This is a genomic window from Kitasatospora sp. NPDC058406 (assembly GCF_042722765.1).
Taxonomy (GTDB): Bacteria; Actinomycetota; Actinomycetes; order Streptomycetales; family Streptomycetaceae; genus Kitasatospora.
In genome coordinates this window covers 1-11,635 of sequence record NZ_JBHXKE010000272.1, presented here as the reverse complement: position 1 = coordinate 11,635, position 11,635 = coordinate 1, and the positions used below count along the sequence as shown (strand labels likewise).

Genomic DNA, 11,635 nt, shown 5'->3' with positions numbered 1-11,635 from the left:
AGCTGGCCGTACGCGAGACGGTGATCTGCCTGGCGGTCACCGGCGAGGGCAACAGCGCCATCCGGTCACTCTTCGAGTCGTTCGGGTTCCGGCCGGCCGGGGGGCTGTCGGAATTCCGCTTCGACTGAGCCGAAAGACCTTCCGGGAATTCGCCCGGGAGGACGACCGGGGGCCCGGATCCGTTACGGATCCGGGCCCTTTTCCATGGCGCTCCGGAAAATCACCGGAGAATACGCGGACGGACGGTGGAGCGAATATGCGGACGGATATTTCGGCGGCTGTTCCGGCGCCGCCGACGGGCCGCGACGACCGCACGCCGACGGCCGGGCCGAGGGTCCTCGGTCCGGCCGCTCACGGTCCTGCGGCGTACGGCCGCGCGGCCGTACGGTCACCCGACCGCACGGCCGCACGTGGTCGCTCAGTCCAGCGGGTCGGGGTCGGGCACGGCCTCCAGCAGCGAGAAGGCCGTCCCGGTGGGCACCACCCGGTTCAGCCGGAAGCCGCCGCGCCGGAAGACCTCGGCGAACTGCTCCTCGGTCCGGACCTCGCCGCTCATCGTGACCAGCATGACCAGGTCGAAGTTCTTCACGAAGCGCGGCACACCCTCGCGGTGCACCAGCTCGGCCGCGACGAAGCGGGCGCCCGGCGAGGCCTCCCGGCACTTGCGCAGCAGTCGCACCAGCGCGTCGTCCGGCCATGAGTGCCAGACCTGCTTGGTGACGTACGCGCCGATCCCGGCCGGGACGCCGGCGAAGAAGTCGACCGGCTCGAAGTCCAGGCGGCCCTGCTCGGCCAGCTTGGCGACGTCCGGCTGGGTCCGGGCCTGCTCGATCACGCTCGGCAGGTCGGCCAGCACGCCGCGGCCGAGCGCGTCGTACTTCTGGAGGATCGCCGCCAGGTAGGTGCCCTGCCCGCCGCCCAGGTCGCAGACCGCACCGGCCTCGGCGAACTCGGGGTAGGCGGAGACCAGGGCGTCGGAGAGCGCGTCGGTGAAGTCGGTCATCGCCTGGTTGAAGGTGGCGGCCGCACCCGGGTTGCGCTGGAGCCACGGCCAGAGCGCGGTGCCGTGCACCTTCTCGAAGCCGGGCTTGCCGGTGACCAGGCTGTGGTCCAGCGCGCCCCAGGAGGACCAGAGCCACTCGGCACCGACCATCCGGGCCATCGCGTCCATCGAGCCCGGCACGCCGGGGCGCAGCAGCTCGGAGAGACCGGTGTTGGCGAAGACGCCGGGCTCGGTCTCCTCGAAGACACCGTCCTCGGCGAGCAGCCCCAGCACCTTGGCGAGCGGGCCGGCGGCCACCCCGGCGCGCTCGGCGAGTTCGGCGGCCGGCAGCGGGCCGTCGGCCAGCAGCTCGGCGATCCGGTACTCGGCGGCCAGTGCCAGGCAGCGTGGCGTGGACGGGAACATGAGTTCGGAGAGGAACACCGCGCCGGCCGAGGCAGGGGCGGTCTGGGGAACGGCGGTCATAAGGGTGAGGCCTCCCTGCGGGGACCGGGCCGCGGGCGGACGGTGCCCGCGGCCCGAGCGGTCATGGGTGGACGGGACGACGGACCGGTCCGCCCTGCACGGACCGCCGGGCGGACCCGGTGGTGCGTGCGCGGCGGGCCCGTCGGCCCGGCACCGCGCGGCCCCGAACGGGCCGGGACCACGCGGCGGTTGCCCGGAAGGGGCTCAGCCCAGCAGGGCGAAGGCGAAGCCGCCGCCCGGGTTGGCCATGAACTTGTTGGTCGGCGGGATCTCCCCGCCGGCGGCGATGCCCACGGCCGGGCCGGACAGCGCGATCCGGGCCGGGGTCGGGACGGTCTCGGCGTCACCGGCGGCCAGCTGGCCCCAGTTGTTCCAGCCCCAGCCGAGCACCGAGCCGTCGGCGAGCAGTGCCAGCGCGTGGCCGCCGGTGCCCGGGTTGGCGTCGGTGCCGCCACCGCTGGCCGTCACCGCCTTGACGCCGGTCAGACCCGGCACCGGGGCGGGCACCGCGCGGTCGACGGTGGTGCCGTCGCCGAGCTGGCCGCCGTCGTTGAGGCCCCAGGCCGCGACGGTGCCGTCGGCCAGCAGCGCCACCGTGTGGTGGTAGGCGCCGACCAGCTGGGTGACCGGGCCGAGGCCCTGCACCTTCTGCGGGGCGGCGCGGTCGACCAGGGTGCCGTCGCCGAGCTGGCCGCGGTCGTTGAAGCCCCAGACCGAAGCGGAGCCGTCGGCGTGCACGGCCAGGCTGTGGCCGCCGCCGGCGCTCAGCCGGACCGCCGGCTCCAGGCCCTCGATCACGGCCGGACGCGGCCGGCAGTCGAAGGAGGCGGTCATGTAGGAGCGGACGATCCGGCCCTCGCGGGTGGAGTTCGGGCCGTCGCCCAGCTGGCCGCGGTCGTCACGGCCCCAGGACCAGACGGTGCCGTCGGCCTTGAGGGCCAGGTTGTGCGCGCCGCCGACGGCGAGCTCGATCACGTCCTCCAGGCCGTCGACCCGGACCGGGACCGGCTGCACGCCGAAGTTGGCCTCGCCGAGGGCGCAGAAGAAGCCCGCGCCCCAGGCCCAGACCGTGCCGTCCTCCAGCAGCGCGGCGCTGTGCCCGCCGCCGGCGCCGGCCGAGCGGACCCGGCCGGGCAGGCCGATCGTCCGGACCGGGCTCGCCTGGTTCTCCGTCGAACCGTCGCCGAGCTGGCCGAAGGCGTTGCGGCCGAAGCCCCAGAGCTCGCCGTCGGCGGTCAGGGCCAGGGCGTGACCGCTGCCGGCCACGACCCGGACCACGCCCTCCAGGCCCTTGATGTCCTGCGCGGCGGCCCGGTTGACGGTCCCGCCGTCGCCGAGCTGGCCGTTGGTGTTGTCACCCCAACTGCTGATGATCCCTGCCATGGTGATGCCACCTCTCAATCGTCGGGGAGCGTCAGGCCCAGAACTGGTCGACGGCGTACTGGTCCTCGGGGTAGGTCCAGAACTCGGCGATCAGGCCGTCCTGGATGCGCGCCACGTTGACGAACGGCATCTCGAGGCTCTTGCCCTCGCGCTCGTAGCGGGTGAAGACCGTGGCGAACGCGAACGTGTCGCTGGCGCCGATCTCGTGGATCTCCATCTGGATGCGGCCCTGGCAGATCTCGAACATCCGGCCGGCGAAGGCCAGTGCGGACTCGATGCCCTCGTGCGCGCCGGACAGTTCGCTGGTGCCCGGGTAGTAGTGCACGCAGTCCTTGGTCCAGTAGCCGGCGGCCTTCTGGACGTCGCCCACGGTGAACGCGGCGTAGACCGCCTCCATGAGCTTGGCGTTGGGGTGGTCGACGACCTTCATGATTCTCCTCCTGTGGGTGGTGCCTTGCGGGGCGGGAAGGGAAAGGTGAGGACGTCAGCCCGCGGCGCGGCGGACGACGTCGACCAGGGAGGCCCGGTCCGGGGCGGGGAACGGCGGCGGCCCGCCCGCGGCGGCCTGCTTGACCCGCAGCCGGATCTCCTCGTCCTCGTAGAGGCCGGCCGGGTTGTCGAGCGACATCATGGTGCGGGCCAGCCGGCGCCAGACCACCTCGTCGGTGGCGGCCGCCTCGGCCACGGTGCCGAAGGTGATGACGTCCGGCGGCAGCGGCGGCAGCTGCTGGCCGGCCACGGTGGCCCGCCAGAGCCGGGCCCGGCCCGCGTCGTTGCGGACCGCGTCCTCGAACCACGGGCGGAAGGTCCGCCCGGCCAGGCCGGCCGCCAGCGCGGCCTGCTCGGCGTCCGGCTCCGGGTGCTCGCGCACCAGGTCGGCCAGGCCGAGCACGTGGGCGATGGCCAGGGAGACCCCGCGCCCGTACGCCGGGTTGGTGGTGCAGACCGCGTCGGCGACCGGCAGGAAGCCGGGGACCGGCTGCGCGTTCTGCCCGTACAGCCGCAGCGAGTTGTCCAGGCCGCCCATCGCGTGCACCGGCGAGATCGGCGCGGCGACCTCCGGCGACACCCAGGGGGCCAGCAGCGGGGTGGCGCGGACCGCGGCGGTGAACGCGTCCTCGATGCGCAGCGCCTTCAGCTCCGTGTCGTCCGGCAGCACGCCGAAGGAGATGGTGAAGGTGTTGCTGTCACCGAGGAACAGCACGCCGGTGTAGTGGTCCCAGAGCCCGCCGGCGCCGAAGCCGCGGTTGAGCGGACCGGCCGGACGCGGGCTCAGCGCACGGTAGTAACGGGTGTAGTAGGTGATGTCGGCGCTCTGCGCGACCTGCTCCGGCTCGGCCAGGCCGTGCTCGCGGAGCCACTCGTGTCCCTGCGAGCGGCGACCGCTCGCGTCGATCACCAGGTCGGCCGCGACGCTGCGGCCGTCCTTGGTGACGACGCCGGTCACCCGGGCCGGGCCGCGGTCGGCCACGGTCAGGCCGCGCACCGTCTCGCCCCGCCGGAAGGAGATCCCGGGCCGGCGCAGCGCCTCCTGGCGGAGGATCAGCTCGAAGGTCGAGCGCCGGCTGCCGATCATCCGGAGCTCGGCGTCGGACGGGTGCGGGGTCTTGTCGGCCAGCGACGGCGGCATCGCCCGGCCGAGCTCGATCTCCCGGGCACCGGCCGCGACCAGGGCCTGGTAGACGGCGGGCAGCCGCTCCCGCAGGAGGTTGGTGCCGAGCGAGCCGAAGGCGTGCGACTGGTGCATCTGCGGCACGGTGGGCCGCTGCCAGTCGCTGTGCGCCAGGTCGACGGTGTCCGGCGCCTCGTTGGCGTCACGCTCCAGCACCGTGACGTCGTGCCCGAGGTCGGCGAACGCCAGCGCGGCCACCAGGCCCGCGACGCTGCCACCGATGATCAGTGTCCGTGTCATGACCTCAACCCGTGGTGGTGGGAGTGGAAAGGCTCGCCCGCGGGGTGTCCCGCGAGGTCTCGGCCTGGATGTGGAACCGGATGGACTTCGCGTTGGTGAAGCACTCGCGCATCGGGCGCACCAGGTCCCGGTGCTCCTCGGTCTCCTCCCAGGCCACGAAGTCGTCCAGGGCGCGCCACTCGCTGGTGATCAGCCACTGCTCCGGGTCGGTGGACGACTGGCAGACCTGGTCACGGACGTGTCCGGGGACACCCTCGGCCACCAGGTGGCGGACCTGCTCGTACGCCTTGAGGAAGTCCTCGCGGCGCTCTTCCTTGACGGTGATGAGGAAGAGCACGCGGCCTCGCGCCGCGCCCTCGTCGACCGGCATGGCGGTCTCCCTTCCGAGGTCGTTGGGTGTCAGGAGTGCGCGCGCAGGACGACGGCGCTGTTGAAGCCGTCGAAACCGCGGGCACCGATCAGCGCGGCGCCGACCTCGACGGCCTGCTCCTCGCGGACGAAGGCCAGCTCGCAGCCGTCGGCCGGGCGGGCCGGGCCCGCCGAGGGCGGGATCAGGCCGTTGTCCATGGCCAGCACCGCGGTGGCGGCGTCCAGTGCGCTGCCGCCCTGGTAGAGCCGCCCGGTCAGCGGCTTCTGGGTGGTGACGGCGGCCGGGCCGGCCTCGCCGAACACCTCGCGCAGCGCCTGCACCTCGGTGCGGTCGTACGCCGCGACGCCGACCGCGTCCGGGAAGGCCACGTCGACGTCGCCGGGGGTGAGCCCGGCCCGTTCGATCGCGGTGCCCAGCGCGCGGGCGTACTGGCGGACCGAGCCTGCGCCGGTCCGGGTGGTGGAGGCGCCGTCGTGGGTGGCGGCCCAGCCGGAGATCTCGGCGCGGATCCGGGCACCCCGGGCCAGCGCGTGTTCGAGGTCCTCGACCACGAAGACCGCGCCGCCCTCGCCCGGCACGTAGCCGGCCGCGCGCTCGTCGAACGGCAGGTACGCCGCCGCCGGGTCGGTGCCGGTGTAGAGCCGGCCGCTGCGCTGCTGGCAGGCGAGCGCGTACGGGCCGAGCGGCGCCTCGGTGCCGCCGGCCAGCACCACGTCCGCGCCGCGGCGGATCAGGCGGGCGGCGTGCGCCAGGGAGTCCAGGCCGCCGGCGCCCTCCGAGACGAGGACGCTGGACGGGCCCTTGGCCTGGTGCCGGATGGCCAGCTGGCCGACGGTCGCGGCGTAGAACCAGGCGATCGACTGGTAGGCGCCGACGGTCCGCGAGGTGTCCGGCTGCCAGAGCCGCTGGAGCTCGCGCTGGCCGAACTGGTTGCCGCCGGACGAACTCGCCAGCGCCACCGAGAACTTGTAGGGCTCGACCGTGGACGGATCCAACTCGGCTTCGCCGAAGGCCAGTTCGGCCGCCGCGTAGGCCAGGTGGGTCCAGCGGTCGGTCTGCACCTGGAGCCTGCGCTCGACGTACCGGTTGGCGTCGAAGTCGCCGACCTCGCCGGCCAGCGTGGTCTCGTACGAACTCGCGTCGAAGAGCGTGATCGGGCCGATCCGGCTCTCGCCGCCGCAGACCGTCTTCCAGTGGGCCTCACTGCCGGTCCCGCTCGGCGCGACCACGCCGACGCCGGTGATGACCGCGCGCCGCTCGCTCATCGGATCCTCCCGAGCTTGGCGAAGAGCATCGCGGACTGGAAGCCGCCGAACCCGCTGCCGACCGACAGCGCCGCACCGACCCGTACCTCACGGGCGTTGTTGGGCGTGTAGTCGAGGTCGCACTCGGGGTCCCGGTTCTGCCAGTTGGCGGTCGGCGGGACGACCCCGCGCTCGACGGCCAGCGCGCAGGCGGCCATCTCGATCGCGCCGATCGCGCCCAGCGAGTGGCCGACCATCGACTTGATCGAGCTGATCGGCACGCCGTACGCGGCGTGGCCCAGCGAGCGCTTGAACGCGCCGGTCTCGTGCCGGTCGTTCTGCCTGGTCCCGGAGCCGTGGGCGCTGATGTAGTGCACGTCCTCGGGGTTGAGCCGGGCCTGGCGGAGCGTGTCGCTGATCGCCTCGGACATCTCCAGGCCGTCCGGGCGCAGCCCGGTCATGTGGAAGGCGTTGCCGCGGTTGGCGTAGCCGACCACCTCGCAGTAGATCCGGGCGCCGCGCCGGCGGGCGTGCTCCAGCTCCTCCAGGACGAGCACCGCGCAGCCCTCGCCGAGCACGAAGCCGTGCCGGTCCCGGTCGAACGGCCGGGAGGCGTGCTCCGGGTCGTCGTTGTCCGGGGTGGTGGCCTTGATCGCGTCGAAGGAGGCCACGGTGACCGGGGAGATCGGCGAGTCGGAAGCACCGGTGATCATCACCTCGGCCTCGCCGTCCACCAGCAACTGGTAGGCGTGGCCGATCGCGTCGATGCCGGAGGTGCAACCGGTGGAGACCACCACGGCCGGGCCGTGCACCGCGTGCCGGGCGGCCACGTCGGCGGCCAGGCTGCTGGGGATCAGGCCCTGGTAGAGGAAGGGGCTGGTGACGTCCGGGTCGACCAGCCAGTTGCGGCCGGAGTCGCTGGCCACCACGAACTCGTCCTCCAGGACGATGGTGCCGCCGACCGCCGAGCCGAGCACCACGCCGGTGGCCTCACGGGTCTGTTCGTCGAGCTGCAGTCCGGCGTCGGACACCGCCTCCTGGGAGGCGGCCAGCGCGAACTGGACGTAGCGGTCGGCGCGGCGCAGCTCCAGCGGGGTGAGGCCGGCCGCGACTGCGTCGAAGTCCGCCTCGGCGGCGATCTGCGAGCGGAACGCCGACGGGTCGAACGCGCTGATCCTGCGGGTCGCCGTGCGGCCGGAGGTGATGAGGTCCCAGAAGGACTCCCGGGTGGTGCCGCCGGGCGCCACCACACCGATCCCGGTGACCACCACGCGGCGGGCGCCTGCGGAGGGGGATGCGGTCATCGCTCCCCCAGCACTATGTGTCCCTCGTGCGCCTTGGTGCCCGGGCCGTCCTCGGTGTCGACGTGGCCCAGCTCCGGGGAGGGCGCCAGCGGGCCGAGGTGGAAGACCGCGAAGGCCTCCTCGTTGCCGGTGTTGCGCAGCCGGTGCCGGACGTCCTTGGGGATGACCAGGCCCTGGCCGGCGAACAGCTCGAACGGCTTGTCGTCCAGGTCGAGGGTGAGCTCGCCCCGGACGAGGAGCACGAACTCCTCGCTGTACGGGTGGTAGTGCTCGCTGATCCGCTCCCCGGGCTGGAGCCGGGCGATCCCCATGAAGCCCGAGGTCGAGCCGACCGTGGCCGGGGAGAGCACCGCACGGGTCTCGCCACCGCGCTTCCGGTTGGCGGGGACGTCGTCGATGCCGACGATTCGGTAGTTCCTGACGGCCATGGCGCTCACTCCTCTTCGGCGGGGCCGGCCTGGGCGGTGCCCCGGTCGGCGGCGAGTGCCTCGACCTTGCGGCGGATGATCTCCAGCTGCACGGGCGAGTTGGTGTTGAGGCGTTCGGTCATGCCCTGGTCGTCGACCGGGGCGGCGGGCTTCATCGAGAAGTCCTGGATCCAGGTCATCCGGGTGCCGCCCTCGGGCAGCTCCTCGTAGCGCCAGTGGATCTGCATGTAGGCGAAGGGCCCGGTCTCGACCCGGTGGGCGTGGACGGTGCGGTCGGCCGCGTTGACGGTCCGGTCGCTGATCCAGCTCCAGATCCGCCCCTCCTCGTCCGGGTGCATGGTGAGCCGGAACCGGACGGTCTCGCCGCGCTGCTCGATGATCTCGGCGGACGCGTACTCGGTGAACAGCTCGGGCCAGCCGGCGACGTCGTTGGTGACGTCCCAGACGAGCTTGAGCGGGGCCTGGATGACGATGCCGTTCTCGGTGTGTCCGGCCATCGGTCAGCTCACCGCCCCGGCGCCCTGCAGCTGGGCGACGATCTCGTCGACGCTGAGGGCGACGGCGCCGTCCGGGACCTTGAGGCCGTACCGGTCGGCGATCACCGCCTCCAGCTCCAGGACGGCCAGCGAGTCGAGGCCGAGCTCCTCCAGGGGGACGTGCCGGGAGCCCTCGAAGACGTCCGGCGCCGCGCCGGCGCTGGTGATGAGGACGTTCTCGATCTCCGCCGCGGTGACGACCGTGGTCGTCCCGCCGGCCTGGTGGTCGGTCATGGTGCTGCCTCTCGTTTCTCCGGTGTAGGGACTGCTCCGGGGCGGGGGTGCCGCTCCGGGGCACAGCGCTGCTCCGGGGTGAACGGACCCCGTCGGTCAGGGCGCCGGCGGTGGTCGGGTCACCGACCGCCGGTACCGGACTCCCAGCTGTAGAAGCACTGGGCGACCGCGTCCTGCGGGGAGCGCCACGTGGCCAGGTAGGGGGAGATGAACGGGGTGAGCCGTTCGCTGACGCGGGCGAACTCGGGGTGGCGGCGGGCGGCGTCGACCGCTGCCTGACCCGGGTCGTCGGTCTCCAGCAGGTGGACGTAGGTGTCGCCGAGCAGGTACAGCGAGCGGTGGGTGACGCCGGCGATCCGCGGCAGTTCGGTCTCGTCCGACTCGCCGAAGATGCGGGCGACGTCGCCCTCCGATCCGGGCACCATCCGGGCGATGATCAGTGAGCGGTGCATGGGGGCTCCCCTCGGGGTGCGGTGGGCTCGGGCTGGTGGGGTCAGTGCTGCGGGCGGCCGACCGGCTGGATGGCACCGATGTCGAGCAGGATCCGGGGCACGTTGTCGCCGATCCACGACTCGACGACCCGGCCGTCGACGATCCGGTGGCAGGACATCTCGTGCACCGTGACCGGCTTGCCGGTCGGCGGGATGTCGAACAGCTGCCCCTGGTGGGTGCCGCGGGTGGTGAAGCGGGCGTAGACCCGGTCGCCGTCGCCGGCCACGTCCTCGACGGTCACGTGGACGTCGGGGAAGGCGTTGCGCCAGAGCAGCACGGCCTGGCGGAACGAGTCCGGGCCGGGCGGCATCGGGGGCAGGCCGGGGGCGTGCACCACATAGTCCTCGGCGAAGCGGTCGCCGATGGTGGACAGGTCGCCGTCGTTGAAGGCCCGCTCGGTCAGGTCGCGGATGAGGGCCTTGTTGGTCTCGACCGTGGTCTCGGTGGACGAGGTCATGACACTCCTTTGCTCGGCGGACGACCCTGCGGCCGAGGCCGTGGGCGGTCCGGGTGGGCGGAAGTCAGGGCTTCGCAAAGCGGGGCAGGGAAGGCCCCGGAGGTGGACCGGCGCAGGTCAGAGAAGTGCGGCGAGGGTGAAGCAGACCGCCGCACCGATCGCGCCCATGGTCCGGGTCTCGTGCGCCAGGTGCCACCGGCGGCGCTTGCCGCGCCAGGCGGCGTCGCTGTCCTGGTGGGGGCTCCAGCGCTCGATCTGGCGCCAGATCGGGCGGTTGACGCCCTCGGAGGCGACCGCGACGGTCGCCATGCCGACGGTGCCGGCCGCGTACAGCACCTTGGCCACCTTGCTCTCCGAGCGGACGGCCTTGGTGGCGCCCACGGTGGCGGTGGCGATGCCGTTCCAGAAGGCGATCGGGTGGAACACGTGCATGTCGATGAGCTGGCACGTGTTGACGTACCGGTCGTAGGGCAGAGAGTTCAGCATCGGCAGGATCGAGGTTTTCATGATCCACAAGGTGCCGAGCTGAACGCTGGACGATGTCACCAGCCAGACGTTCGCATTGTCCTTCATGTCGATTCCTCGAATCGATCCTGGAGATCACGGGACGTTCGCCGAGTGTTCGGCGAACCGGGGCGGGGTCGCCCGGTGCGATGGCACGGGACCCCGGGGGCCGGGGCATCTCGGCCCCCGGGGCGGCCCCGCCGGCTCATCCTTGCCGCCGGGTGGTCCCAGTGTCAGGAGGCATCCGTCTCCACCGGGCTGGGACGTCGCCCGGGCGTCCACGGACCGCGTCCCGGTCCTCCCGGGCCGGTTGCCCAGCCGGTTCGTTGCACCAACCAGCCGGGGAGGAGGCCGTGTTGACGCGCGCACCGGCTGCACCCTACGGTGCGAGCGGGCACTCACTCACTTGACTGTCCGGGCCCGCGACCACCCTGCCGAGCCGACCGGCCGGCGGACATCCCAGGAGGTGTCGAGCCGATGACGATCGATGTGCACGGCCACATCACGTCGCCCGAACTCTTCCGCCGGTTCCCCATGCCGCCGAGCCTCGTCGACGTCGACGGCATGGTGGAACTCAAGGCGGCGGCCGGGATCACCACGTCCCTGGTCGGCAGTCCCGTAGGCGCGGGCACCATGGTGCGCACGCCGGGACTGGACAACTACCGCCAGCCGCTCGACACCCTGGAGCGGTTCCACGACTGGCTCGGCGAGCAGGTCCGGGCCCGGCCCGGAGCCCTCCGCGGATACGTCTACACCAACCCGCTGGGCTCCGACGCCGAGCTGGCCGCCACCGCCAAGCGCCTCGAACAGCCCGAGTTCGTGGGGCTGATGGTGAACTCCAGCATCGAGGGGCGCTTCCTCGACGGCCCGGAGGCCGACGCCTTCTTCGCGATGGCCGCACAGTACCGGACCCCGGTCATGCTGCACCCGCCGGCCGAGCCGGCCGGTGCCGGCGAGCTGGACGACCTGCGGCTGGTCGAACAGATCGCCCGGCCCTGCGACGTCACGCTGGGAACGGCGGCGGTGCTCTTCGCCGGCTGGCTGGAGAAGTACCCCGACCTGCGGATCGTCGCGCCGGTCTGCGGCGGCGGGCTGCCGCTGCTGCTGGAGCGGCTGGAGCTGGCCCGGCGGATGCCGGTCACCTTCGGGCGGCCGGGCGCGGGCGGCCCGCCGCCCGGCGCCGGCGGGCCCCCGGCGGGTGTCGGCGGACCCCCGCCCGGTGTCGGCGGACCCCCGGCGGGCGGGCCCGGTGCGGCGGGCCGGCCCGGCGGTCCCGGAGGGCCGGGGACGGGCGGGCCGGGCG

General features: G+C 73.2%; 14 protein-coding genes. 1 reads left to right on the top strand and 13 read right to left on the bottom strand.

Going from position 1 to position 11,635, the window contains the following annotated elements; genetic code table 11:
- Positions 1 to 418 precede the first annotated feature (418 nt).
- The 13 genes from ACFWOG_RS35055 to ACFWOG_RS34995 all read right to left on the bottom strand — a co-directional run bounded on the left by ACFWOG_RS35055 (position 419) and on the right by ACFWOG_RS34995 (position 10,401).
- Positions 419 to 1,468, bottom strand: a complete 1,050-nt coding sequence (locus ACFWOG_RS35055) for an ArsR family transcriptional regulator (protein ID WP_380363321.1) — start codon at positions 1,466 to 1,468, stop codon at positions 419 to 421.
- A 204-nt stretch (positions 1,469 to 1,672) separates the two neighbouring features.
- Positions 1,673 to 2,851 (bottom strand): hypothetical protein, encoded by a 1,179-nt coding sequence (locus ACFWOG_RS35050; protein WP_329950033.1) that lies wholly within the window; start codon positions 2,849 to 2,851, stop codon positions 1,673 to 1,675.
- Between the two features lie 31 nt (positions 2,852 to 2,882).
- Complete coding sequence (locus tag ACFWOG_RS35045; protein ID WP_327681289.1) at positions 2,883 to 3,281, bottom strand: nuclear transport factor 2 family protein; 399 nt, start codon at positions 3,279 to 3,281, stop codon at positions 2,883 to 2,885.
- Positions 3,282 to 3,335: 54 nt separating this feature from the next.
- Entirely contained in the window at positions 3,336 to 4,763 is a 1,428-nt protein-coding gene (locus ACFWOG_RS35040; RefSeq protein WP_380363319.1) for an FAD-dependent oxidoreductase, read from the bottom strand.
- Between the two features lie 4 nt (positions 4,764 to 4,767).
- Positions 4,768 to 5,133, bottom strand: a complete 366-nt coding sequence (locus tag ACFWOG_RS35035) for an antibiotic biosynthesis monooxygenase family protein (RefSeq protein WP_329882644.1) — start codon at positions 5,131 to 5,133, stop codon at positions 4,768 to 4,770.
- A gap of 29 nt (positions 5,134 to 5,162) precedes the next feature.
- A complete protein-coding gene (locus ACFWOG_RS35030) occupies positions 5,163 to 6,398 on the bottom strand; it encodes a beta-ketoacyl synthase N-terminal-like domain-containing protein (RefSeq protein WP_329882643.1) in 1,236 nt (411 codons plus the stop codon).
- The gene (locus ACFWOG_RS35025; RefSeq protein ID WP_329950032.1) at positions 6,395 to 7,681 is read right to left on the bottom strand and encodes a beta-ketoacyl-[acyl-carrier-protein] synthase family protein; all 1,287 of its coding nucleotides are present in this window, start codon (positions 7,679 to 7,681) and stop codon (positions 6,395 to 6,397) included. The genes ACFWOG_RS35030 and ACFWOG_RS35025 overlap by 4 nt, the downstream gene beginning before the upstream one ends.
- Complete coding sequence (locus ACFWOG_RS35020) at positions 7,678 to 8,109, bottom strand: cupin domain-containing protein (protein WP_329950031.1); 432 nt, start codon at positions 8,107 to 8,109, stop codon at positions 7,678 to 7,680. Before ACFWOG_RS35020 ends, ACFWOG_RS35025 begins: the two co-directional genes overlap by 4 nt.
- Positions 8,110 to 8,114: 5 nt before the next feature.
- Positions 8,115 to 8,606, bottom strand: coding sequence for an SRPBCC family protein (locus ACFWOG_RS35015; protein WP_329950030.1), 492 nt, complete (start codon positions 8,604 to 8,606; stop codon positions 8,115 to 8,117).
- A 3-nt stretch (positions 8,607 to 8,609) separates the two neighbouring features.
- Complete coding sequence (locus tag ACFWOG_RS35010; RefSeq protein ID WP_329882639.1) at positions 8,610 to 8,879, bottom strand: acyl carrier protein; 270 nt, start codon at positions 8,877 to 8,879, stop codon at positions 8,610 to 8,612.
- 119 nt (positions 8,880 to 8,998) lie between these two features.
- Positions 8,999 to 9,331 carry a TcmI family type II polyketide cyclase gene (locus tag ACFWOG_RS35005; RefSeq protein ID WP_329882638.1) on the bottom strand — a complete coding sequence of 111 codons (333 nt, stop codon included), beginning with the start codon at positions 9,329 to 9,331 and terminating at the stop codon, positions 8,999 to 9,001.
- A 41-nt stretch (positions 9,332 to 9,372) separates the two neighbouring features.
- On the bottom strand, positions 9,373 to 9,828 hold the full coding sequence (locus ACFWOG_RS35000) for an ester cyclase (RefSeq protein WP_329882637.1): 456 nt from the start codon (positions 9,826 to 9,828) through the stop codon (positions 9,373 to 9,375).
- A 117-nt stretch (positions 9,829 to 9,945) separates the two neighbouring features.
- Entirely contained in the window at positions 9,946 to 10,401 is a 456-nt protein-coding gene (locus ACFWOG_RS34995) for a hypothetical protein (protein WP_329882636.1), read from the bottom strand.
- 408 nt (positions 10,402 to 10,809) lie between these two features.
- Between ACFWOG_RS34995 and ACFWOG_RS34990 the strand changes: the two genes are divergently transcribed.
- Positions 10,810 to 11,635: amidohydrolase family protein (locus tag ACFWOG_RS34990; protein ID WP_380363313.1), on the top strand; the 826-nt coding region annotated here is incomplete at its 3' end.

Bases quoted from the DNA above. Each gene is read 5' to 3' on its own strand.
- ACFWOG_RS35055 (WP_380363321.1), bottom strand. From the start codon at position 1,468: ATGACCGCCGTTCCCCAGACCGCCCCTGCCTCGGCCGGCGCGGTGTTC.
- ACFWOG_RS35050 (WP_329950033.1), bottom strand. From the start codon at position 2,851: ATGGCAGGGATCATCAGCAGTTGGGGTGACAACACCAACGGCCAGCTC.
- ACFWOG_RS35045 (WP_327681289.1), bottom strand. From the start codon at position 3,281: ATGAAGGTCGTCGACCACCCCAACGCCAAGCTCATGGAGGCGGTCTAC.
- ACFWOG_RS35040 (WP_380363319.1), bottom strand. From the start codon at position 4,763: ATGACACGGACACTGATCATCGGTGGCAGCGTCGCGGGCCTGGTGGCC.
- ACFWOG_RS35035 (WP_329882644.1), bottom strand. From the start codon at position 5,133: ATGCCGGTCGACGAGGGCGCGGCGCGAGGCCGCGTGCTCTTCCTCATC.
- ACFWOG_RS35030 (WP_329882643.1), bottom strand. From the start codon at position 6,398: ATGAGCGAGCGGCGCGCGGTCATCACCGGCGTCGGCGTGGTCGCGCCG.
- ACFWOG_RS35025 (WP_329950032.1), bottom strand. From the start codon at position 7,681: ATGACCGCATCCCCCTCCGCAGGCGCCCGCCGCGTGGTGGTCACCGGG.
- ACFWOG_RS35020 (WP_329950031.1), bottom strand. From the start codon at position 8,109: ATGGCCGTCAGGAACTACCGAATCGTCGGCATCGACGACGTCCCCGCC.
- ACFWOG_RS35015 (WP_329950030.1), bottom strand. From the start codon at position 8,606: ATGGCCGGACACACCGAGAACGGCATCGTCATCCAGGCCCCGCTCAAG.
- ACFWOG_RS35010 (WP_329882639.1), bottom strand. From the start codon at position 8,879: ATGACCGACCACCAGGCCGGCGGGACGACCACGGTCGTCACCGCGGCG.
- ACFWOG_RS35005 (WP_329882638.1), bottom strand. From the start codon at position 9,331: ATGCACCGCTCACTGATCATCGCCCGGATGGTGCCCGGATCGGAGGGC.
- ACFWOG_RS35000 (WP_329882637.1), bottom strand. From the start codon at position 9,828: ATGACCTCGTCCACCGAGACCACGGTCGAGACCAACAAGGCCCTCATC.
- ACFWOG_RS34995 (WP_329882636.1), bottom strand. From the start codon at position 10,401: ATGAAGGACAATGCGAACGTCTGGCTGGTGACATCGTCCAGCGTTCAG.